Origin of the sequence: Bacillus sp. M13(2017) (assembly GCF_002218325.1) — a bacterium.
Lineage (GTDB): Bacteria > Bacillota > Bacilli > Bacillales > Bacillaceae_G > Bacillus_A > Bacillus_A thuringiensis_K.
This window is the reverse complement of the sequence record NZ_KZ268502.1, coordinates 202,345-225,840: the sequence shown is the minus strand read 5'-3', so window position 1 is coordinate 225,840 and position 23,496 is coordinate 202,345. Positions and strand designations below refer to the sequence as shown.

The window sequence follows — 23,496 nt, the reverse complement described above, 5'->3', positions numbered from 1 at the left end:
TCCTTTCATCATTGTGAGCTACTTATAAAGTTCCATGCTTTTCCATCGTGGTAGTAAGCTCCAAATCCTCTATAACCATTCCCCATCCATAGAACCCCTTGTTGAGACAAAGGAATCTTTCCAAATGAGTTGAATAATATACCCGATGTTGAAATTGGTGACGTGAAGTTAACTCTCTTGGCTGTAAACCAAATCCCATCTTGAGCTGTTATACCGATATTACCTGCATTCGTTAGACGAATATTACTTTCAGCGCCATTATAATCTACATAGCGATAGTAAACGCCATTTCCATCTTTGTAGATACTTCCAATATTCCTACCAGTCCCATCACCTTCACCAAGGATTATATATGGGTTACGTGTTGTACTTTTTCTCTCATCTTCAAATCCCATCACAATTTTGGCAGAGCCTTGGTTTACAAAACGAATAACCTGATTTTCCATATGGAGGTATTCTTTTGTAGCACTTGTTTTGATAGTCATACCTTGGAGTAATCCAGCTTTTAACCAAGATGCTTCTACTCTACCTACCAAATCAATTAGATTGGCTGAAATTTTAATCTTTTCTGCCGTTTGATTGATAGATGAAATGATTTCACCTTTTTTTACGGTACTAAGAATATTCTTCTCAGTAACTTGAATACGTCCTTCCATATTCCTTACATAAGCATTCGTAGCAAATTTATCATTAGATTGAGTTTGTGTATAAACCTCTGTCTTTTTTGCTGCTAAATCAATACCTTTTTCATTAACACTAAAACGGTTATCGATTTGAGTCATCTTTTGATTGTATTGCTCAGTTGCTACTCTATTAGCTATATCTTCTAGCATTTTATCAGAATCAACTTGATCTTTAGGGTGTAACCAAAATTCTGTAGCTACTTTCCCCCGCTGTAACATAGGCATGCAAAACCAAGCTCTACCATTTCTTTGTACGTATGGTCGAAATCTTACAAACCCAGTTCCTGCTGGAGCTTTAGCTGTACAAGTAGATTTAATCCAAGTATTGTTAATGATTTGAACCCTTTCTCTAGCAGTTGAAATTCTGGTTGTTTTATTCGATTGCCAAAACTCCATCTCGATATACACACCATTATCAATAGGCACTTTCCCATCAGTGTTAAAGTAAGCCGAAACAACAATGTCTTCATAAGGAGAACAATCTATAAACTGCCCAAAAGCACCCCACCATCTATCCTGGTCTTGTCCCGTAGTGTGCATAGAAAACGAGTTGTATCCTTTATACTTTAGGTTTGGGTCTATAGCGTGCCCATTCGACCACCCCCAGTATTTGTTCCCTTGAGTAAAACCTGCATCGCGAATCTCATTGATGGCTCCAAGACCCCCAACATAATTTTCAACATCTTTCTTTTTCATTGTTAGATTCAATGCCTCAGAATGTTGCTCTAACGTTGTAGTAGCTTGAGTCAATGTTTTCCCTTGCTGTGTTTGAGTCTCTTGTAATTTAGAAACATTTTGAGTGATTCCATTTGCTGTCTTCTCTACCTCAGTAACACGTTTATCAAAACTACTTTGATTATTTTCTACTTTTGTTATTGTTTCTTTAATGCCACCTACACTTTTTTCAATCTCAGTTGTTTTCTTAGTGAATTCATTTAACGACACTTTATCAGCGTTTGAGGTGTCCCAGTCAGTAGCTATAGTACCTTTTTCTACTTTAAGGGCATTAACTCTAATCCAAGCGTAACCATTTTTTCCATCTAACGCTCGTTTTGTAGTACCTGCGATAAGCAAAAATGCTTGATCATCATCTCTATCGGCTGTGAATGTAAAATGAACTCTATAATAATTGTTATTCTGTCTATCGTTGATCTTAGCTACAATCGGAAAATCTAAAGTGTTAATATCAGGAATTCTTCTGTTTCCACCTTCAGCCGTATACATAATGTAAACGTAATCCAATAACCAACCTAACTCACTAGTTGCAACATTAAATGAAATCGTATATTTTTGACCTTTTTTAACTTTGAATTTACGATCATGTGACCGCATACCAACTTGTGTTCCATTAGGCACAACTTGCTGTTTACCATCGACTACAGTTTCCATTCGGAGTGAATAAGGAGTTGGCAACGAAGTTAAAGCACTCTCATTTGTAACATTAACAGCACCATAATTCCCCCAACGACTCCAACCATTAGCATTAATGAATTCTGTTCCATTAATCATGTTAGTTGCACCGACTTCTAAACCATCAACTTTACTATTAATTTGTTCCATTCGTTCTTTTGTACGTCCAGCTTCCTCTTTAATTTCAGTTGTTGTTTTAGTTAGTTCACTTGTTGTTTGCTGTACATTGGAAATTGTCTTTTTTGTGCCTTCTACAGTGGATTCAACCGTATTTAATTTATTACTAATGTCAGTATCTTTTTTAGTTAACGATTCGATGGATTGTTTAAAGCCGTTTGCTGTTTGCTCAGATTTCGTTACACGTTCTGTAAGCTTTCCCTGTTCGTTTTGTACATTTGATACCGAAGTATTTATTCCTTTAATAGTAGTCTCGATTTCTACTGTTTTTTTAGTGAAATCAGCTGTGGATACTTGGTCTTCTGGTGCTGGTGTCCATGCCGTTGGTATTGTGCCAATTTCTAATTTAAGCTTTTCAATTAACACGTCCCCCGTAAAATCACGTGCTAAAGCGTAAACTGAAACCTCCTTAATAGGCTTATCCATTACTACTGCACTTGCTGTAAACCTTTCCTGGTTATATTGTTTACCTAGGGTTAAACGGTTTTCTACGCGGCAACTTGGATAATGAAATGTATTGTCTGTGAAAGTAATCTTCACTTCGAAACCAGCCCATTTATTCGTTGTACCCCATGCAGTAACTTTACCTGTAAATAGGAAACTCATAGCAAGATTCTTACCCTGCATTAAGGTAGCTATGTCCTTTGCTACATCAAAGTAGGTATGCGGCTTATTTTCCCCAGTCTTCACTGAATGTGATTTAGTAGCTGTTTCTAGTAATAGATTTCGTCCACCAACTTGAATATTATCAACTTGAGTTTTCAGATTAGAAAGTGTCTGCTTCGTTCCATCTGCCGTTGATATAATCTCATTCGTTTTACTTTCAAGTTGAGACAAACCATCATTAATTTTCGTTAACTCCGACTTCTCTGCTTTTTGTTTAAGAGCTTCATTTGTTTGACTAATAGATGTATTAATATCTTGGAACTTCTTAACGTTACCATTCTTATCAGTTTCATAGATTTGTTTTCCTATAAAACCATCTTTAATTTCATCTTTCGTATAAACACCGGATTTATCAGCCTTATCTTTTAATTTATTATTAATCCACGTTTGATCAACTTTGTCATTAACCTGCTTTTGAACACCGACTATTTGTCCAGCTATTTCTTGCACTTTACCTTCCGCACTTAGAACCTTTTGATTTAATTCTGTCTTTGTGAATTCAATATCTTTGCTGACCTGCTCTATTGTTTCTTTTTTAACCAATTCCACATCAGGAACAACCGGGTCCCAAATACCATCTTTCCAGAGTTTTAAAATGCCCGGCTTACTGTTAGAAATATCTAACCATAATGTTTTTCTATCTTTGAGCCCTGTTGTTGGTGGGTATTTTGATTCAATGATTTCAACGGTATTATTTTTAACATTCTCTTGTACCTTTTCAGCAAGTGTTTTTGCTGCTTCTGACTCCTTCTTTGCATTACTAGCTGTTTCATTCGCTTCTTTCACTAACTTATCTAGCTGATTTATCATTTCTTGTTTATTGCCAAGCGAACTAAGAATACGATTGTAAATCCTTCTTAATTCTTCATTTGGATCAATAATTTCATGATAATCTCCAAATACATATTTATCTTGCAATGGATTTTTAAACGATTCATCACCAACAATTGCCCTAGCTTCTAAATAAAGCTTAGGTGTGAATCCAGTGTCTTTTATTCGAATCGTATCGCCCTCGTTAATTAATTCGTGAGCTAATCCAAACACACGACCAATTGATTGTGCTTCAACTTCATAAGAAACAGATGTATTTACACGTTTTTTTAACTCTGTATTCATAAGAGTCATTAAACGTTTGGCATCCATGTCATCGTTTTCTGTTTCCGGACTATAGAAACCAAATTTATGATTCCCTTTCTCGTTCCATCTTTGGAAAGCATCATTGTCCACAAGATAAGGAACACCCTTATTTATTTCTGTAATGGTAATGAATTCTCCGCCTTCTTTTTTTACGAAACCTAATAAGGCTGTACAAATATTTTGAGAGTTTTCAATCCGTTTAATTCCCAACAAGTCTTTACCAAGGGTTATTTCTTTCCCTGTTTCTTGACCACGCTTCTTAACCATATCTACATAACGCCCAACAACTTGAGAGCCTACAACTTCAGCGCGATATTGAATTTCTAACTCAAACAAAGAAGCAATCTTTTTAAGAAAAGACAACGGATCAATAAATTCATCGATTGTCATAGAACGGAAACTAGCATATTCTAAATTCCCCTTTTGCCACTTTGTGCCCGCAAGAGCGATATCAACCATTTCAATTACGGTTTTACCTTCTAATTTTTGTGGAGGGATAATTCCAGCTTTAGCAAGTTGAATCCATTCTCCTGATGCATAAGCAATTACTGATCTATCATCGGAATCTTTTTCAATTTCAGTAATTACATAAGGAACAATACGTCCATCGCGCACTTCTTTTAATACTAAGTTTTGCTGTATAAGTGTGGACGAATGCCTTGTATTATCAAATACTCGAAACTCTAATGTATCAATGTTGTTTTTGATTTCCCAATGTCGTTTATCATCCCAATAATCTGCGGGCTGAATGCTTGATACAATCTGTCCTGTTTTAAAATCGCAAACATGTAATTCACCACTTGGCGTTCTCATCTATATCTCTCCCTATAACTGATTGTAGCTATAACATCCGGCGGCATAATATCAATACGATTATCTCCACGAATGACCTTAGGAAACTCACTAAATATATCTTTAATATTAATAGCGTCTTTCCCATTAATCGTAACAAGGCTTCTTTCTGTATCAATAATTACTTTATCTCCTGTATCGAAAATATAAGGCTTTGTATTTGAAGGGACTTTGTTTACCTTCCAAATCTTTAAATCGTCAATTTGCATTTCGTTAATAGGCTGGTGATTATCCCACTTACAAATCGCGATCATAACTTGTGCTATTTTACGTTCTGTCATCGGATTTCCTGTTTCATCAATCCAACGTTCCACAAGTGAAGCACCATCTGTCTCTGTACCATCTATAAATTTAGCGACATAAACAGACCATTGTTTTCCTCTTCTAGCAATACGTAAACGCCCTCGGAATTGGTTAAATGTATTCGAATAATATCCACTTGTATCAACTAATTTCCGAAAACTATTGGGTGTTCCGCTATTCCCAATTTTCATATGAGCCTTTGTAATTTCAGCAGTCCCATATAGATCATTCATATTGATGCGTGCTACCACATTACTTGCCTCATCTAGAAGAAGAACTTCAACACGCCCCATTTCATCAATGTTTTTGGACTTTAAAGTCATCCATGCCTCCATTTCAAAATCTTGTAATGGTCCGCCCGGAATACTTTTCTTAGCTATTGCACCGTAAAATCCTTTTCCCTCTCCGTATTCTTCACAATATAATGCATAACCATCTCTTGATTTAAAACTACCTGTCCCTTTCATTTCCTCAACTTGTCCAGTAACAGGAGTCCATCCTATTGGTGAAGCCATTTCATCCCATAGCACACGCTCACGCTCTTGGACAGTGGATTCTTCCACAGTTAATGGATATCCAATACGGAAATAGTTTCGTTCTAAAGGATATTTACCAAACCATACATCTAAAAAAGTGCTTGGTTTTTTTACAGTCATTTCAATTAACGCTGGAGCTTCTACGCTTCCTTTATTCGTGAAATAAGAAGTAGTCTCGGTAGACCAGTTTTGAGTGAATGTGTAAGTTTGTACTTGCCCTAGCTTATAAGGTATCGGACAAACAAATTTAATTGTACCGATTCCAAGTGTTACAAATTCATCCGGGTCAAAGCTATCATCCACTACCGCTAAATATGTTCTATTTGGTTCTACATCGAAAATAAGCTCTGCTGTTTGATCTGTAATTAGCCAATCTGCAATTTCTTCTTTTATGATTTCTAAATCAGATCCATCAGGAACAATGATTCCTACAGGGATAGATAAAACACGCATTTCCGTTTGTGTGTTTAATAGTCTTGCGCCTGGATATCCAGGAACACTTAGGAAATTCCTTTTTAATGGCGCCCAAGTTGGTCTTTTCCATCCTTTTGCGATTTGAATAAAGTTTTTTCGTTCGTTATTAAATGTAAAAGAACTCATGTTGACACCTCATTTTTTATATAATAAAAGAAACCCAAACCTAAAAGTCTGAGTTTCTTTTTGTTTCTCTTTCTTGATACTCGGTTGTATATCGATACGTGCCACGCGCCACATCTCGTCCCTCTAAAACAACAGGAACTTCAACAACTAAATCGCCACCAAGCATTGGAAGTACTCCACCGTCAGATGATCCTGAAGAGTAATTAAATACTTGATTTGATACGCTGCTTGTCATGGCTTGTCTACTATTTGACATACTTCCATACACACCACTCATGACAGTCTTTAATCCTGATAATTGACTTACAGAACTAGCCATCATACGGCTCATATCACTCATTACTTGATTTATTTCACTAAACCTAGCAAATTGTTCGCGTGGCATGGCTGCTGCAATTCCAGCACCAATTGATCCGAGGGTCTTTTTATTTAAAGGTAAAACTGCTTCTGGTCCAGCTTCTCCAGCTCCTTGCAAGTTTCCACCCATCATTCCAAAGATAGTTGGTTTAGTGAAAATACCACCTTTTGCCCGCCAATCTATATTAATTCCCGATGGAAAAGTAATGTCTTTTCCTAAAACGTTTTTCGTACTAGTTTGCAAGCTGAAGTGTGGAAGAGGCGGCATTTCAGGTTTTGGGATTTTCAACTTCATATTTTCAAAGAAGCCCTTTATTTTACCAACAAACTCTTCTACTCTTCCAACCGCATCTCGTATCGGATCAATAATAAATCGTTTCGCCGCTTCAAATTTTTCTTGTGCTGCATTCTTTACAGAATCGAATTTTTCTCTAGCTGAATTATATAAATCAGTAAATTTTTGCTTTGCCTGATTATAGGCATCTGTTACTGGCTGAATAACATATTGCTTTACTAGATTCCAAGCTGTAAGCGTATAGGATTTTATAGAGCCCCAATTTGATAATATCCAATTGGCTAAATCAGCAAGCTTTTGCTTGGTTGTATTCCACAATTCTTGAACTGGCTGAATAACGTACTGTTTTACCAAGTTCCAAGCCATAAGGGTGTATGATTTGGCAAATTCCCACTGTGAACTTAACCAAGAAATTAAATCGCTAAATTTCTCTTTTACTAAACTCCAAGCTTCCTGTACAGGCTGGATAATATATTGTTTAAATAATCCCCATGCAACTTGTGCCACAGCTTTTGCGATTTCCCATTGTGTACCGAGCCATGTAACTAATTCACCTATCTTTGTACTTACCCAGTCATAAGCTTGTTGAATTGGTTGAATGATATATTGTGAAATGGCTGCCCATGCAATTTGTACCCCTGCTTGTATTAATAGCCATCCAGCTTGTAGTACTGTTGAAATTAATGAAATGATTGGATCTAAAACAGTAACGATGGTATTCCAAGTTTCTTGCCAAGCTTGTACGAGTGTCCCCCATAATTCTGAAGCTGTTGTAACTAAAGAAGTCCACCAAGAAGATGCTGTTTCCACAATTCCGGACCATAAACTACTAAAGAATTCCCCTATCGGATCAAAAAAACTATGCATCATTTCAGTAAATGAAGCCCAAGCTCCTGAAAAGAATTCAACAATAGAATTCCATGTACTACTACATATTTCGCCTATTCCTGTCCATAAATCGCTAAAAAATTGCCCTATTGGATCAAAGAATGAATGCATTGTTTCTAAGAAAGAACTCCATGCCTCACTGGAGGATTGAACTATTCCATTCCAAAGCTCTATTAAATATTCTTTAATAGAATTCCATGTTTCTATTGTCCAATTTTTAATATCTTCCCAATTTTTATAAATTGCTATACCTAAAGCAACTATGGCTGCTATGATAATTGGAACAATGGCAACTATCCCTGCTGCTACAGCTGCACCAACCCCAAATATACTCATTACCGTCATGACTATTGGCGCAAGAGCCATAATTGCACCTGAGATTATACCAATAGCCATTGCAACAGCTGTTAATGTGGCTGCTAACTTTGGATTGTTTGAAACCCATTCAGCTATTTTTGAAATGACATCCGCTATTACACTAAGAACTGGCTGAAGCGCAACTTGTAAATCCTGCATCGCTTTTTGAAATTTAACTGCTGGGTTTGCATCCATTTTCTTAATGGAATCATTCAGTTTATCTTGTTGCTTTCCAAAATCAACTGTTTTCTCTTTTGCACCTAGCAAAGTATTAATGATGTTTTGCCCTTGATCTTCATACATTGTCCCGAAAAATTTAACACCTAATTCATTACGTTTTGTTTCATCTTCAACCTCTGATAAAGCTTGTGCAATTTCTGTCATAGCTGCCGATCCATCTTTACCACCTTTAGCTACTGCCTGCCCCCATTTTTCAACTTGTTCTGCTGAAATTTTTGTACCTTCAAGAGCTTCAGTCATTGCTTTATCGACACCTTGACCAAATTCAGCCGCTTTAATACGCCCTTCTTTCAATCCGTCTAAGAGGTTATCAATATTCCAGGTTCCTGTATCAACACCAGCTGCCATAATAGCTTGTACTTCTTCAGCATTGTATCCTGCTCGCGTGAGCTGGCCGCCATATTCAGCGATAATATCTAATTGTTCTGGCGGAAAACCCATTTTTAATAAGGCGTCAGCCATACCGAGAGCGCCTTCTTGTGAAATGCCTAGTTCATTGCCAATTTCATTTGTTTCTTGAATTAATTCAGTAAAATCTATGCCAGCATAAGCATTAGAAATAACAGCTGCACTCTTTACAAAAGAAGCATTTGCTTCATCACTAACACCTTTATTCAAAGCCCATTGTCTTCTTACACCCTCAAGTGCTTCTTCTGCATCCAATCCATAGGCTGAAATTCCTCTTACAGCATCCTCTACTGATTTTTTTGAGGATTCAGGAACATCAAATCCTATTTCAATTTTTGTTTTTAACTTGGACATATCAAGTGCTTTTTCAACAGCTGCTGCCATACCTCCGCCTGCTGCCATACCACCAATAACATTTTCGAGTCCTACTTTTAGCCCTTCAAACTTTTTCTCCGTTCTTCCGGCTTCTTGCTGTAAATCTCTTAACTCATTTTGTACTTGTCGAATCGAATTTCCTGCATCCACAGATCGAAGAGCGCGTTGTAATTTATCAATATCCGTCCCTGCGCCTAATGCTTCACGGCCGATAATTCCAATCGCTTGCTCTAACTGTTTACTTGTAGCCGTTCCATTTCGAATTGCATTCACAAGACGATTTCCTAATGCTCCTGCAAAATCATCAACACTTTTACCTGTAGCTCTAAACAATGTTTCTAGTTGTCTTGTGGAACTCGCTACATTCTCTTGCTCAGCTTTCATGTTTCCTAGTTTATTTTTAAGACCATTAAGTGACCCTTCTGTAAATTCAATTTCACGCCTGAATGCACGGTATTGTTCTTCAGAAATCTTTCCGTTTTGAAATTGCGCTTGGACTTGTTGCTCCGCTGCTTTCAATTTGTCCAACTTTTGCGTTGTATTTTCAATTTGTTGAGTTAATAACTTTTGCTTCTGAGCCAAAGCTTCAACATTACCAGGATCAAATTTTAAAAGACGTTCAACATCTTTTAGTTCTTTTGCCAAGCTATCACTTTGCTTATTAACATCTTTTAAAGCATTTTGTAACGGTTGAGTGTTACCATTAATCTCAATTGTAATTCCTTTAATTCTTCCTGCCATTTTCTCACCCCTTTCTTAGAACGAATCGAAGTCTTTTTGATTTGCTTTTCTAACTTTTTCTTTATCCGGATTCTCCATTTCAGCAAATTCAGCAATATAGTCAAAACAATCACCGATTGTCATATCTTCTAAATCCCAACTTGTTAGTTTCGCTTTATAACAAAGAGCAAGGAACGTATCGGATGTTAATTCTTCATCACCGAAAGTCCCTTGCCCTTCATTATTTTCTGTTATTTTTTTTTTGCTCCCATAGTAACTTGGATTAAATCCATAATTTCCGGCATAATTTCTTCGATTGGGAACTCTTCAAATCCATCTAACCACACCATAGGATCAGGAATACTTTGATCCGCTGTTTTAGCGAATAACCAAGTTAAATCATAAATAAGTTCAAAATCCACATTACTTAAATCAACATTAGACATATCAATAGGTTGTTGCGTACCATCCGGTGAAGTTAATGCGCTAATTGCTCCTAATCCCATCAAATCAGCAAATAAATTACGTCTAAATTGAGCCTTATAACGTTTGACTGTTGCTGCTGTACTTTTAAGTCGGATTTGTTTTCCGTCTATTGTAATTGTCTTTTCCATTTACTTACGCTCCTTTTGGTGCTGCTGGTTTTTTAATGTACACTTCTTTGTACCAGTTATCGTAAATTGCTTGAGTCGTTTTAGACGTTGTTTTTGTTTTAACCATTGGTCTTCCGCCAGGCGCTAAAACAATTGGACTAGATACAAACTTCAATTCATTTGTATTTGGTTCAGCTGAATTTGTTTTTGTTTTAGATGCGATTGTCGGACGGCTCGCCGCACAGTTATACATAACGTGTCGAGTTGCGTTCACATCGCCATCGAATTCAAATAGTAATGCAAATGATTTTCCTTTGGCATCAGCTAACTCATTTAATACACCGTCTGTTTCATCTAATTGCTCTCCTAATGCATCGATAGCAAATTGTTCCGGAATAGTTGCAATAGATAGCGTTCCATCATAACCTTGGTTATTACTTGCCGCATAATAAAGCATATCATCAGCATAAAATTCAATTAAATCACCGCGTGGTTCAAAAGTTAGTTCAACCCCACCAGGTAATGGAACTGGAGTACCAAATTTCACTATAAAGTCTTGAATATCAATTGGTACATAATGTACATTCTTCAAACCAAATGTGACTTTATTTTCTTTATTCATTTACATCAACCTCGTTTCATATATTTTTTGATACATTTTTTCAGATTCAATAAAAGTCCCATACGAGTCATAAGGAATCTCATGATCGTCTAGGACTTTTTCAAGTTTCGCTTCTGCAACTAAATCTTTTTTAGTTGTGTAAAGCTCTATGTTTAAGTCATTTATCTTGTGGTAGACCTTGTTATCGGCCATTAAATTTGCTGATCCGTCCACAAGAAAACAAATATAAGGTGGCGCTGGAACTGGTTTAGTCGGTGTTGCTGTAAAATGAGAATAAGCCACAGGATAGCCTGTAGCTTCAAGCATTTTCTTTAATTCAATTAAGTTCATTGTTGAACCGACCTTTCAATTCGCTTTGGTAACTCGTCAGTTACATACTCCTCAACTGGACGAATATGCACTTTTGCTGGAACACGACCACCATCAACTTTCGCATGACCATTCTCTAAGAGATGTGTTAATTGCCCCTTTATATTATGAATAATAACTCCTTTCCCCTCTTTTTTCTTTCGCCACCCTTTACGATAACCACCTGTTTTTTTAGGACTATTTTGTTTTAATTTCCCTACAGCGATATCGCTTATTTCATCAATCTCATTTTCTAATTTTTCGTCCACAACACCAGCATACCTTTGTAATTCTCTGGTAATCTCACTTGCTAAATCATTGATATTAGCCACCAATATTCACCTCACAATATAATTCTGTGAAGCCATCCGATCTCATAAAGGAGCGGTAAATAGTGTATTTCATTTCCTCATATTTTACCTTGCTTTCCTTGTCATACTCATCAGAATCAACAATTAGCATAATCTGTGGTTTACGATTAAGCTGTCCCGCTGAATAAAATTCAGATTGACTAATACTTAATTCAGAGCAAAATATTTGTCTTGGTTTTTCATTTGTACCAATTTCTTGTCCAAGCTCATCCTTTTCAGTTTCAATGGAAATTAAAAAGCACACACCGTCTAATGATATGCACTTTGAATTTCCTACACTGGGTTTAATCGACGGCATCTTTAATCCCTGCCTTCTTAATCACTCTATTATTAAGACGGATTTGTAAATTTCGAGATAATGGAACATCTTCTTGGCGATGTCGATAAACCCATGCTGCATAATCAACTGTGAGCATTTGATCATCGATATTTTCAAAATCTAATACAATTCCTGTTCTCTCAATCTCATTTTGAGAACTAACTAATAAATTATTAAAATAAGCATCCCTCAAATCGTGAGTGATACCTAAATCAAGTTTTAATAAAGTTAATAAATTTGTTTTTACTTGATTATTCATTGCCTTCTAATTCCTTGATTAAAGGCTCACCTCTAAGATTTTCGCTCCCCGAAAGTTCTTCAATCCGTTTTTTCTTTCCTTGCCCCTTATGAGGGTAATGATCTCCCTTTCGATAAATGTGATTATTATCTTGTAAGTCTGTAAAATCTTCTAAGACTTCATACTTAGCCATTCATAACCACCCTTTCTTTATGCTCCCGCTGGCGCTTCTGGTGTGTATGTGATGTAGTATCCTGCTTGTTTGTCTACAGCTTTAGTATCAAAGCGAACAAAGCCAGCTAATAATTGACCGTAAATGTCATTATCAGTCCATTTAACAGATGCTTTTTTACGATCAAATAAAGTACAGAATTCATACGCATCACCCACAAAGCCAACTAAATCGCCATCTTTTTTACCAATCATATCATCATCTAAGACTACAACCTCTTTGCTCTTAATACGTTTACCAGATGCAACTGTAATATCATCCTGTAATAAATAACGACCATTTTTATCTTTCAATAAGTCTAATGCATTAAATAGTGAAGAGGAAACATAAAATTTCACATTATAAACCTGCTTAAAACCTGTATTTAGTAATGTAACAATCCCGTCTAATCCAGTTACAGGTTGAGCTGTAGCTGTTTTAAAGATAGCTGCAATTTCAGCATTTTTTGTATTTAAATCTTGGTCCTGAATATCTTCTGCAATGAGACCCGAAATATCATAATCTGCATCATCAATCATTTCTTGAGAAACAGGAATGTAACCACGATACGTTTCGATGTCGTATGATACATCTTCAAATTTAGGATGTGCAAGTTCTGGATTTTTTGCCAGCTCTGCAACTGAAATCATTTTTCCGTTTGATTTCTTAATAATCGGGTATTTACCTGAACCGCGATTTACTGGGATTTTTCGTACGTATTGTGTTAAATCTACTGTATCTACTTTTTCTTGTTGTGGTTTTAATAATTCTTCTGGAATTAATGCTCCCCCCTCCACAGATGTGAATCCAGAACGCGTTTGATCTTTACTGCGCACATAAGCATTGATAGCTTCACGTGTTTCATTGTGTTTTGGCATATTGCGTTTCGCTCCTTTATTTGGTGATCTACGATTAGATGCTTCTAGTTCCTTTTCTAGTTCCTCGATTTCTTCTGTTAATGTTGTTTTTTCATCTTCTGTGGAAGTAATAGCATCATCATTTTCCTTAATACTTGCTTCAAGTGCTGTTAAATCTTCTTCATTGTCGATTCCTTCGATAGATGCTTCCAACTCACTTCGTTTTGCAAGTAATTCCGTTAATTTTCCTTCCAAAGTTGATAAGGAATTTCGTTTCATATTTAATTTAGCGCCAATTAATACTGGATTAGGCATTGTTTAATCGCTCCCTTAATTGTTTTTTTCGTTGTTCTAACCTTTGTTTCTTGATAACTTCAACATCTTTTTGTCTGGCCATAATATCCGTTTGTGGATAAGCTGGGAATGCTGTAATAGAAACCTCATGTAGCTCAGCTTCAGTTATTCTCCATTTCATCGTTCCATCATCACGTGTAATTTGTTCTTCTTTTGTTGGATAAAAACCAAATGAACAGCCACGTACTTTCCCAGTCTGTACTTTACGATACGCACTTTTTGCATTTGGATCTTCTAAATCAATAATCGCTTTTCCCCATAAACCATAGTTATCGGACTTTAATTCAAGCGTGTCACTACCAAAACTAGCTAAAACCATTCTTGAATCATGATTATCCAGGCACATAATGTCATTGTTACGTAAACTATTTTCAAATGCTCCTGGTGCCACTTCTTCAAATGCTCCTGGCCATAACTCAGTTTCTTGATTGTAGACAACAAAATACCCCTCAATCACTGCTTCATTTTCGTTTTCACTATCTCTAGTTTTTAATTCTGACGTAAAGTGCATATGGCGTTTATTCATCGTTCTCACCTCCCTTCAGTTTGTTTTGGCTACCAATCTTATTAGCTGGAATATAGTTTTCTAAGATGATGAGCTCTTGCATTTCTGGATCAGGATCCAGTCCAACCCAATCACGTAATTCATTTCTTCTCATTGCATTTCGGTCAACCATTTGTGTGCCAGCTTCCACCATTTCACTTAAATTGTATGAGTATAAACTTCGTGGATTTAAACGGAAAAACCAATTTGGACTAAATAACAAATCACGTGTTAATGTTTGTGCTATAACTTGTCCGATCGAAAAAACGCGTGTATTAATGAAATTGTTATATTCATCTTTATTAAACTCACCAACACCCAAGAAAAAAGCCGGAATCCCAAAGAGCCCAGCAACAGTTTTCTTATCTAATTCAACACCTTCATTAATAGCAATATCTTTTAGCGATAAAGGTTTTACTTGCTCAACTTTTATTAAGTCTGCGGGGATGATCCAAGGCCTACCACCTTCTGTTTCTGCAAAATATTTAGCCATAATATTATCTCTACCTTCTTTACTAGATAACTCTTCTGTCATGGCATCCACAGAAATAATAAGTGATGGCATGTATTTACCGCTCATAAAATTATTCTTTGTTCTTGTAGCTTGATTTAAATTTCTTACGATTTCCTTTAATGCCACACGATATCCAGTACCACGGTATGGATAATTAGGATGAGGGTTAATTACAAAGTGAATTACCTCGTCTGATGTGTACGTTGTACCGTTGAAGTTGATGAGGTAGTTGCCATCCACATCTTCATAGCTTACGGCTTGCATTTGAAACGGTGTTAAATCATCAATGAAAGTCGTTTTTGGATCAATACCAATATGAACAATAGAATTACCATCACCATGAAGTAATAAGTCACTAACAATCTTATAAACCCAAGATTTACGAGTCATATTCCGATGTGGTTCAATATCTATCTTTCGTGACAATTGATTTCTCAACCGTTTATCACCTTCATCAGTATTTTCCATGAGATGAATTGTCATATTAGAAACTAAATCGGCTATTTTATCAACTGCAATTAATACATCAGGATTGTCCGAAAGTCTTGTATAACCAACTGTTTCAACATCTCCAAGTGCTATTGGAATAGAAACAGATGAACGTGTTTTTTTCTTTCTCCAAAACTTCAAAATTTACACCTCCTTCCTAAGATTAGCTTTCTAACCACGTTGAAGCATCAACAGCCTTTTCAAAGTTTTCAAGCATACGAATAGCACCAAAAACAGCCGCATCAAAGATATCGATACGCTGGTTTGGCATAACTTTTTCATATTGAATCATGTCATCTGTTTTCTCGATTGCTGCAACATTCTGCACACAATATTCAAATGCTTGCGAATGTAAATAATAAAACTCTCCATCCTTAGTTTTCTTTTCAATACGTCTAAATCCCTCAGATTTCTTGTGGAAGTATTGTGGTTGGTCAACCATTCGAAAACCTTTACTCTTCATTGCAAGGAAAAATTCTCGACTAAACTTTCTATCAAAACCAACCTGTTTAATTTTAAATCCCTTTTTCTTCATTTTGATAAACCAATTTACGATATCAGAATGATTTACAGTAGGCGTATTACACATGGTCAACCAACCATCATCTTTCCAACCAAATAAAGGGATATTGTCTTCCTCTGCCTTTTGCGTAGCTGCTATAATTGGAAACCAAGCATGAGGAATAACGATATCTACTCCTTTGTAATTTCCATACAAAGCCGCCGCTGTTAAATCGTGCATCTTCGAAAGATCGGCGCCACCAAACCAATCGATTTTCAATTTAGCTAACTCTTCAAGCGTCCAATTGTACTTTTTGTCAGAAGCTTTGAATTCATCTAAATTAAAATAAGCACGAATAGCTGATGTGTAAATGTTTAATGACTTTGCTAAAAAGTCTTTCCTCTGTTGAGGATCATTCTGTGCTTGTAGTGCATCGTTCAAGAGATCATCAGGTCGAATTGAAACCTCATAAGCTGGATTTGCTTTTTGATGTTCAATCGGGTTTGTGTAATCCACATTTCCTTTTTCATCTTCATCAGCCTTTGCAATGAACACAAAATAAGCCTCGTCTTTCACAGTGCCATCAAGTATCTTTTTACAATACTGTAAACGTTGATAACAGAAGCTTGTCATATCATCTCCGGCCGTTGTTATACCAATCATTAACTTATTCGTATAAGCTTTCATGGCTTCTTTGATGATATTATATTGTTTTGGTGTTTTATAAGCGTGTAATTCATCAGCAATAGCAATATTACAGTTTAATGAGTCCTGTTTATCAGGATTCGCTGCTAATGCTTGGATGAAAATAGAACCGTCACCTAAATCACCAGAAATAGAATGTTCCTGGTTATTATCAATTACCCTAAAATTCTCTTTTTCACCCATTTGACCAAGATTAAAGTTTATAAAATTAAAGCTTTCAAGGGATTGTTTTAATGCTGCCGAAGTAATATAAATTTTACTTCCAGATTTCCGATTTAATAATCCCAAAGCCCAGGCTAATCCTGCTGCAAAAGATGTTTTTATATTTTTCCTTGGAATATAAATAAACGCTTCTTTAAAACGTCTAATTTTTGTCCCCTTATGATAAAATCCTAGCAAATTATATACCTGGTACTTATGAAATGGCTCCAATAAAAAAGGCGTACCTCTTAGCGGTGTGCCGTCCAATTTTTCCCCTTGAGCATGTACGAAAGTTTTTTCAATAATTCTTATAACAAACTCTGCATCTTTTGGATTGAATTCATAATCAGGATTTTTTAAATCTCTTAAAAATCTTTCACAACCTTGTATTTGCTCTTTATTTGCTAATTTTCTGCCCTCCACAATTGAAGATGCGTATTCCATAACTAAGTCATAATTTTCATATTTACTCATGAACTATCACTCAATGCTTGTACTAATTTTGATTTTGGTTTTTCAGTTTCTTTTTTACGAACTGGTACTTCTGGACGTTTTATTCGTTCATACGTTTTCGGGTTCAAACATAGTAAATTCGAATAGTTGGCCAGGTCTTTCCGCAAAGCTTCCATAGCTGTGTAGATCGGGGTTTTTCTTTCATTCGTCGCCCCGGCTTTATTTGTATATGAATCTGTTATTTTAAAACCTGACTCTTCAAATTGTTGTTCGAAAGCTTGATATTGAGCTAACATACCAACATAAATGTTAATTGTATGTTCAAAATCATCCCGATAAACACCCAAATGTTTCATATTAGCAATCACAGTTTCTTTCAATTTCATTTTTTCTTTTTGGTCCATCCGGGCACCACACCCCCTTTCTAAAAAAAATATAGTCGCTCTATTGGAAAAAGCTCCCCCTCTCGGTCCCCATAAGACCCTTTGAATTATTTTTTAAGTAGGGGGGATTGTTTCATTTCTTCTTGATTGATTTCTTTCAGAAAATCTTCGATTAGTTTATTGATTAAATTTGTTGTAGCTTCTTTCTTTTCTTTTGGTGTTGTATTCTCTTGCATATCATCAAACGTTTCGATTAATGGTTCAATCTTTTCTAACTCAATATACTCTTCAAGTTTCTCTTCACCAATTGCATTAAGGATTGTTCCAATGACTATTGCCTTTTCAAGTTTAGTTAGTTGTTCCATTACCCTTCACTCTCTCCATTCGTTCTATCCATTGCATACCTAACTCGGTTAACTCATCACTCACTCGGTCATGCATCTTATCGTGACACCTTCCACACAAGCTAACCAGATTACTTGTTGTGAGTCTTAGCTCCGGTCTATTCCTTAATGGATGGATATGATGTACTGTCGTTGCTTCTTTGTTCTTGCCATATCGTTTACATTCTTGGCATTGGTACGAGTCACGTCTTAATACATTTGCTCGTTTGTTCTTCCAGCGTTTTGTTTTGTAGAAGTTAGTCAATGTTACTCACTCCTTATTCACCAAGTAATAATTCATCCGTCTTTACTAATCGTTCCTTATTACCTTTATCTCTTTCTAATAAATCTTTTATCGGTGTTTGCATGAGGTATTCTACAGAATAAAACATTGGCTTCTGTCCGTGAAGTTTATAATATTTGAATCCACTAATATCAATCCCAGACTTCTTATACGCTTTCTCATGAGACTTCAAGTATTTGATATACGCTTTCTTATCAATAGGTATAAGGCCAAGCAAAGCAATCTTACCGTTTAAAACACTGTTCAATTATTATCATTCCTTTCTTACTTTTCTCCAAAACAAAAAGCACCCATTATGGATGCTTCGAAACATATTAAACTTCTTAAAAATAAATACGTATAAATTACACATATTATATTGCACGTATAAAATATACGTGTTATAATAAATATAGAGTTAAAGGAGGTGAACAATAACTCGAAAATACATAAGAAAGGAGCAAGCGCTTTGCCATCATACAGTTCTAAACAATTAATAAAAATGGCTGAAGAACACCAATGGGAACGTCAGCCAAGTAAAAAGCGCGGTAAAGGTGACCATTTAATCTTCACCAAACCAGGAGCACCGTATCACATTTCGATACCTCATCCCGTCAAAGATGTTGCAACTGGAACCGCTCATAAAATTGTAAAGCAGATAAAGGGGTTTTAACCCCTCTGCTTTTCTAAAAACTGTATGATACTACTATAACCAATTTTTAAAGAAAATCAACAAATGTTAATTTTAATAAAAATGGAGGTTTTCAAATGAATAACTCAAATAGACATACGTATAAAGATTTCTATAGTTTTACTGCTATATTAGAACAATATCCCGATGAAGATGTTTTCAGCGTTTCATTTCCTGACATAGTTGGTTGTCATGCACAAGGCGACACAATTCAAGAAGCTATAAACAACGCTAAAGAATCCTTAGGATCCATTTTATATAACATGGAGATTAATCACTTAGAAATACCAGAACCAACCTCATTAGAAGAATTAAGTTTAGATATAGAGTTTTATGAGAATATTTCTAAAAAGATAATGGTACAAATTGAAATTCATATGCCATTATATAGAAAAGCTATAAATAATAATTCTATTAAGAAAACATTAACTATACCTCAATGGTTGAATGAAGCAGCTATAAAAGAAAATATAAACTTTTCACAGGTCTTACAAGATGCCTTAAGAGAGCAATTAAATATAAAATTACCTTTTGATAAAGACTATAATATAAAAGCAAATAATAATGATTTAAATGAGTATAATATAAATAGTGATAATAATAATTAAGGACGCCCTGAGCGTCCTCTTTTTTATATAATAAAAAGCACTCCATAAGGAATGCTTTCACATCTTTTCTATTTAGTTTAGTTCTTCACACCAGAATGATACTTTTAAATCAATACCAGTGTTATCTAAATAAATAAAATCTCTACGATTTACTTTATATAAATAACCTTCAATATATATCGTATCACCTACATTTGGAATTGGAGCACTGAAATTTTCATAGATTTTTGTTTTTTCATGTACTCTTGTTTTTGACATATCTAGAAATTCTAATTCGACTATCATCTTCAACATCTCCTTTCTATCTACATTATCTGATAAAAAGAGACATTTTTACAGAATAACATTTCGTCATATATCGACATAATAAAAGAGCAACCGTGCACCAGTTGCCCCTTCGTCAATTTCTTATGTTATTACTATAATCTATATTTTCAAGAGTTAACATTCATAAAACTGGCTGTCAGTAAAGTGCAAGTTTTTCAGCGAACTTTATTCTCCTTACAATCTCAGCATGTTTCTTATAGATATAACTAGAACTGTAATTCAAATCCTCAGCTATTTCCTCTAATGTCATTCCGTACACATACTTCATTTTCAATAATTTATTTTCTAATCCTTTGAACTTACTAATCAAATTCAATAAATCATGCATTGCATTCATATTATGAGCTAACTCATATTCAATTGCTTCAATACGTTCTTCTACCTTTGCACCTTCCGATTCAGCAGTTAAACGTACATCTTGCAAATCACCACTAACCCAACGTTTTAATTCAGCTTTTGTTTTATCCAAGTTGTAATCTAAATAAGCAATATCTTCTTCTAATTTTTGATAATCTTTTAGCCAATTAAACAAATTTGGGTTCACCTCTTTCATTTCTCTATCCAAACAAAAAAGGCACAAGACATACGCTTAATACGTACAGCTTGTGCCCTCCAGAAGACTGGTCGGACTCTTTAATTTACTTTTAAGTTAAGATCTGAAATTGTAAATTCTTTTGCTAATTCATTTTGATATTTCTTAAAGAACTCCATTTCTATTCCTAAAAGATTAGATAAAAATTCAACATCAACCATTAGTAAATCTAAAAGCGCTCCTAATGATAAGTACTTTCTATCAAATAAGAGTTGTAAAATACTTCTTACCTTACCAGGTTTCATAACTTTTATCTCTTCATCAAGAGGCTCTCTTATTTTATACCCTTGTCTATTTAATTTAATGTTAAAATATCTATACTTTTGATAATCAAGTAAACCAAGTGAATGTGCTCGATATGCCATCGCTTGAATTGATACAACCCATTTCTTTTTTAAATCAATGTATGAATCAGGGGATGACATCTTGATGAGCATACTAAAATCCTCAGTAAATTCTTTTTCTGGCAGTAAAAATGCTCCAGCGAATAAATTTGCTTCTTGTTCATATTCCCTATGTGATTTATTGTCTAATAAAGAAAATTCAACTTTATAATGTAACAGTAAGTGTCCTAATTCATGAGCCAAATCAAAATTTCTTCTAGCAGCAGACTTTTTCAAATTTCCCAACATAATAAAAGGGCGTTCATCTTCTGACCACAAGCTATAAGCATCTATTTTTTCCCCTATAGCCTTTTCAAAGATAAATGCCCCTTTTTTTTCAAGCATAAATAATAAGTTTATATTGCTCTTATTTCCTATATTTAAAAACTCTCTAGCTATACTAGCCGCTTTCTCGATTTTTACTTTTCGTTCTTCACTTGAATTATTAAGATATTCAATAATCTTATTTCTTAAAATAACTATTTCATTTGGAGGGTAATACAATTTCTTCTCAATAATTTTTAAAAAGGAGTTAAGATACTCAATATTTTTTGCTTCACTTTGATTTTTTTGGGCACTATTCATTACTTCTGCTCTATATGCAATATGGCATTGCTGCACATTCGTATTTCCATTTTTAGTAAGAATATCTTCAGAGTAAAAATATTTACTTTTTACCCCAAAGATATTTTTCATTTTATTTATAACTTCTAACTTAGGAGACATATACCCGTTCTCATATTGCCAAACAGCTTGCTCTGTAATATCCAACATTTCGGACAGTTGTTTCCTTGTATAGCCATGGAGAATTCGAATGTTGGTCAAAGTTGTACCAACAAACATGTATATCTACCTCCTATATAATACTAACTTCGACTATCATCATCATCGTTATTTGTTTGTTCTCGATCCAGTTCTTCCTCGTGGAAAATATCAAAGTCAACAGCCGCAGGTGAATCGTAGTTATACTCTAGTTCATCACTTTCTAAAACAGTGATATCCACATCGTCAAAGTCCACTGAGCTATTATTAATTAATTCCGTTAAATCGTCAACTAAATATGCTTTTTCATCATTAGGATTCGGCATCCAAACTAATATTTTTGAAATCATAAATGCTTCATCAATTTCATAAGTTACAATATAAAATTTATTATATTCTGTTTGCAGCCTGCTCACATCTGTATCCTCTAATGATTTCAATGTATTATCATCAAAAATGGATAAAATCTCCACACCTTCCGTATCTTCCGTGAATAAATCAGGAGCTTTTGGAAATGTAATATTATGATTTATTCTAGATAGTTTCTTTAAATAGTTTTCATCATTTTTCTTTCTTTGCTTCCTTCCATTAATCCCCTTACCACCTGGAAAATTCTCTTCATTGAAGTACTTAGCATTTTTGACAATGAACATGCTCTTGTCTTCAGAATCCGAAAACTGTAAATATCCCCAAGTATAACCTGCTTTAGCCTTTTTATACTCAATTCCTACTCTTTCACATTCTCTTGCTGTTTGGTCATCAATGTGATTTCCTTTCACCCATGCATATGCATCACTAATTAGCATTGTTCGTTGTTTTTCATTTCGTTCATGAATATAACTTTTATATCCATTCAAAATTCCATCAACAATTACTTGGTTTACTTCTAAGTTAAAAGTATATTCTTGCATCTCCTATCCCTCTTTCTATTTTTATAGTATGTAATATACTTAATTATATATCATATTCTAAAAAGTTAAAGAAAAAGTGATAAAAAGCAAAAAAAATTAAAGTTAGAACTCTTCACCCTCCTCTCGTTTCATTCTTTTAACTCTTCCTTGATGTGTAATAATTCTATATTCACCGTAAATCGGTAACTCTCTCACTTTTGCTTTTCCATTCGATATAATTACTATGCAATCTTTCTTAATATCCAAAATGTCTATTTCTAATTTTGTTGTTCCTGGATTTATTTCAATATCTTTTCTTCTCAAAATAACACTCCTCTTCTTACTTAAATAATTAATCATTTTTATGGATTACTCTTTTCCCCCAAACTGAAACCCAGGACAATATTTATTCAGCAATACTTTCATCTTCAACAATTTTCAACTGACCAGGAGCGACATCAGTTGTTCCATCTAGATTAACGTTGTATTCCATACCTTCATGTGGTTCTTCATAGAACTCATCAAGAGACATTTGAGAAGGATCAAGATTGATAGAAACATTTTCGCCAGCGAATGGATAAAGTTTATTAATTTTATCTTTTGTATCACCTTTTACACTGAATTCAAGAAGAGTTTTTTTACTATCACGTTGAATCTTTACAAATTCCGCGCCAATTGGTTCAACTTCGTCTTTCTCCACCGTTAAAATAACAATCGTCCCTGGCATTTTTAATAACTCATCAGCATGTGGAAGTTCATCACTTAATACGTGAAACTGTAAAACTTCTTTTTTATCATCCTTTTGCATTTTCTTGAATAATACGTTTAATTTTACGTTTGTCATGGTTTATTTCTCCTTTAATTGTTTT

At 34.9% G+C, this 23,496-nt stretch carries 26 protein-coding genes; 2 read left to right on the top strand and 24 right to left on the bottom strand.

Translation table 11 applies throughout. The annotated features are described in order from the left end of the window. Positions 1 to 8: 8 nt before the first annotated feature. From CGQ22_RS10255 to CGQ22_RS10170, 18 genes are all read right to left on the bottom strand, one after another. Positions 9 to 4,886 (bottom strand): phage tail spike protein, encoded by a 4,878-nt coding sequence (locus CGQ22_RS10255; RefSeq protein ID WP_089148667.1) that lies wholly within the window; start codon positions 4,884 to 4,886, stop codon positions 9 to 11. Then, complete coding sequence (locus tag CGQ22_RS10250; protein ID WP_089148666.1) at positions 4,883 to 6,364, bottom strand: distal tail protein Dit; 1,482 nt, start codon at positions 6,362 to 6,364, stop codon at positions 4,883 to 4,885. Before CGQ22_RS10250 ends, CGQ22_RS10255 begins: the two co-directional genes overlap by 4 nt. Before the next feature lie 40 nt (positions 6,365 to 6,404). After that, positions 6,405 to 10,025, bottom strand: a complete 3,621-nt coding sequence (locus tag CGQ22_RS10245; RefSeq protein ID WP_089148665.1) for a phage tail tape measure protein — start codon at positions 10,023 to 10,025, stop codon at positions 6,405 to 6,407. Positions 10,026 to 10,255: 230 nt separating this feature from the next. Further along, positions 10,256 to 10,618, bottom strand: coding sequence for a hypothetical protein (locus CGQ22_RS10240; RefSeq protein ID WP_089148664.1), 363 nt, complete (start codon positions 10,616 to 10,618; stop codon positions 10,256 to 10,258). Positions 10,619 to 10,622: 4 nt separating this feature from the next. Next, the gene (locus CGQ22_RS10235; RefSeq protein WP_089148663.1) at positions 10,623 to 11,219 is read right to left on the bottom strand and encodes a major tail protein; all 597 of its coding nucleotides are present in this window, start codon (positions 11,217 to 11,219) and stop codon (positions 10,623 to 10,625) included. Then, positions 11,220 to 11,549 carry a hypothetical protein gene (locus tag CGQ22_RS10230; RefSeq protein ID WP_089148662.1) on the bottom strand — a complete coding sequence of 110 codons (330 nt, stop codon included), beginning with the start codon at positions 11,547 to 11,549 and terminating at the stop codon, positions 11,220 to 11,222. After that, positions 11,546 to 11,890, bottom strand: coding sequence for an HK97 gp10 family phage protein (locus CGQ22_RS10225; protein WP_089148726.1), 345 nt, complete (start codon positions 11,888 to 11,890; stop codon positions 11,546 to 11,548). Before CGQ22_RS10225 ends, CGQ22_RS10230 begins: the two co-directional genes overlap by 4 nt. 1 nt (position 11,891) lies before the next feature. Next, positions 11,892 to 12,236 carry a phage head closure protein gene (locus CGQ22_RS10220; protein WP_089148661.1) on the bottom strand — a complete coding sequence of 115 codons (345 nt, stop codon included), beginning with the start codon at positions 12,234 to 12,236 and terminating at the stop codon, positions 11,892 to 11,894. Next, on the bottom strand, positions 12,223 to 12,516 hold the full coding sequence (locus tag CGQ22_RS10215; protein WP_089148660.1) for a hypothetical protein: 294 nt from the start codon (positions 12,514 to 12,516) through the stop codon (positions 12,223 to 12,225). Before CGQ22_RS10215 ends, CGQ22_RS10220 begins: the two co-directional genes overlap by 14 nt. Continuing rightward, positions 12,509 to 12,688 (bottom strand): hypothetical protein, encoded by a 180-nt coding sequence (locus tag CGQ22_RS10210; RefSeq protein ID WP_089148659.1) that lies wholly within the window; start codon positions 12,686 to 12,688, stop codon positions 12,509 to 12,511. Before CGQ22_RS10210 ends, CGQ22_RS10215 begins: the two co-directional genes overlap by 8 nt. Before the next feature lie 17 nt (positions 12,689 to 12,705). Next, positions 12,706 to 13,878, bottom strand: coding sequence for a phage major capsid protein (locus CGQ22_RS10205; RefSeq protein WP_089148658.1), 1,173 nt, complete (start codon positions 13,876 to 13,878; stop codon positions 12,706 to 12,708). After that, on the bottom strand, positions 13,871 to 14,443 hold the full coding sequence (locus CGQ22_RS10200; RefSeq protein WP_089148657.1) for an HK97 family phage prohead protease: 573 nt from the start codon (positions 14,441 to 14,443) through the stop codon (positions 13,871 to 13,873). Before CGQ22_RS10200 ends, CGQ22_RS10205 begins: the two co-directional genes overlap by 8 nt. After that, a complete protein-coding gene (locus CGQ22_RS10195; protein ID WP_089148656.1) occupies positions 14,436 to 15,605 on the bottom strand; it encodes a phage portal protein in 1,170 nt (389 codons plus the stop codon). Before CGQ22_RS10195 ends, CGQ22_RS10200 begins: the two co-directional genes overlap by 8 nt. Before the next feature lie 22 nt (positions 15,606 to 15,627). After that, positions 15,628 to 17,346, bottom strand: coding sequence for a terminase large subunit (locus CGQ22_RS10190; RefSeq protein ID WP_089148655.1), 1,719 nt, complete (start codon positions 17,344 to 17,346; stop codon positions 15,628 to 15,630). After that, positions 17,343 to 17,729 (bottom strand): P27 family phage terminase small subunit, encoded by a 387-nt coding sequence (locus CGQ22_RS10185; RefSeq protein ID WP_089148654.1) that lies wholly within the window; start codon positions 17,727 to 17,729, stop codon positions 17,343 to 17,345. The genes CGQ22_RS10190 and CGQ22_RS10185 overlap by 4 nt, the downstream gene beginning before the upstream one ends. An 86-nt stretch (positions 17,730 to 17,815) precedes the next feature. Next, the gene (locus CGQ22_RS10180; protein WP_089148653.1) at positions 17,816 to 18,073 is read right to left on the bottom strand and encodes a hypothetical protein; all 258 of its coding nucleotides are present in this window, start codon (positions 18,071 to 18,073) and stop codon (positions 17,816 to 17,818) included. Then, positions 18,057 to 18,356 (bottom strand): HNH endonuclease, encoded by a 300-nt coding sequence (locus CGQ22_RS10175; RefSeq protein WP_089148652.1) that lies wholly within the window; start codon positions 18,354 to 18,356, stop codon positions 18,057 to 18,059. The genes CGQ22_RS10180 and CGQ22_RS10175 overlap by 17 nt, the downstream gene beginning before the upstream one ends. Positions 18,357 to 18,369: 13 nt before the next feature. After that, complete coding sequence (locus CGQ22_RS10170; protein ID WP_089148651.1) at positions 18,370 to 18,642, bottom strand: hydrolase; 273 nt, start codon at positions 18,640 to 18,642, stop codon at positions 18,370 to 18,372. Between the two features lie 201 nt (positions 18,643 to 18,843). On the opposite strand from CGQ22_RS10170, the gene CGQ22_RS10165 reads away from it, so the two are divergent. Continuing rightward, positions 18,844 to 19,047 carry a type II toxin-antitoxin system HicA family toxin gene (locus tag CGQ22_RS10165; protein WP_016716807.1) on the top strand — a complete coding sequence of 68 codons (204 nt, stop codon included), beginning with the start codon at positions 18,844 to 18,846 and terminating at the stop codon, positions 19,045 to 19,047. 95 nt (positions 19,048 to 19,142) lie between these two features. Next, positions 19,143 to 19,673 carry a type II toxin-antitoxin system HicB family antitoxin gene (locus CGQ22_RS10160; protein WP_016716806.1) on the top strand — a complete coding sequence of 177 codons (531 nt, stop codon included), beginning with the start codon at positions 19,143 to 19,145 and terminating at the stop codon, positions 19,671 to 19,673. A gap of 72 nt (positions 19,674 to 19,745) precedes the next feature. Here CGQ22_RS10160 and CGQ22_RS10155 read toward each other — a convergent pair whose 3' ends face one another. The 6 genes from CGQ22_RS10155 to CGQ22_RS10130 all read right to left on the bottom strand — a co-directional run bounded on the left by CGQ22_RS10155 (position 19,746) and on the right by CGQ22_RS10130 (position 23,471). Next, positions 19,746 to 19,958, bottom strand: coding sequence for a hypothetical protein (locus CGQ22_RS10155; protein WP_089148650.1), 213 nt, complete (start codon positions 19,956 to 19,958; stop codon positions 19,746 to 19,748). A 178-nt stretch (positions 19,959 to 20,136) separates the two neighbouring features. After that, positions 20,137 to 20,532, bottom strand: a complete 396-nt coding sequence (locus CGQ22_RS10150; RefSeq protein WP_089148649.1) for a sigma-70 family RNA polymerase sigma factor — start codon at positions 20,530 to 20,532, stop codon at positions 20,137 to 20,139. Positions 20,533 to 20,633: 101 nt separating this feature from the next. Beyond that, positions 20,634 to 21,818: a spr1629 family repressor/antitoxin gene (locus CGQ22_RS10145; RefSeq protein ID WP_089148648.1), complete on the bottom strand. Its 1,185-nt coding sequence runs from the start codon at positions 21,816 to 21,818 to the stop codon at positions 20,634 to 20,636. Positions 21,819 to 21,841: 23 nt separating this feature from the next. Further along, positions 21,842 to 22,648, bottom strand: a complete 807-nt coding sequence (locus CGQ22_RS10140; RefSeq protein ID WP_089148647.1) for a spr1630 family ClpXP-sensitive toxin — start codon at positions 22,646 to 22,648, stop codon at positions 21,842 to 21,844. A 102-nt stretch (positions 22,649 to 22,750) separates the two neighbouring features. After that, positions 22,751 to 22,951, bottom strand: coding sequence for an XtrA/YqaO family protein (locus CGQ22_RS10135; RefSeq protein WP_016716801.1), 201 nt, complete (start codon positions 22,949 to 22,951; stop codon positions 22,751 to 22,753). Between the two features lie 82 nt (positions 22,952 to 23,033). After that, a complete protein-coding gene (locus CGQ22_RS10130; protein WP_089148646.1) occupies positions 23,034 to 23,471 on the bottom strand; it encodes a hypothetical protein in 438 nt (145 codons plus the stop codon). Between the last annotated feature and the right edge of the window lie 25 nt (positions 23,472 to 23,496).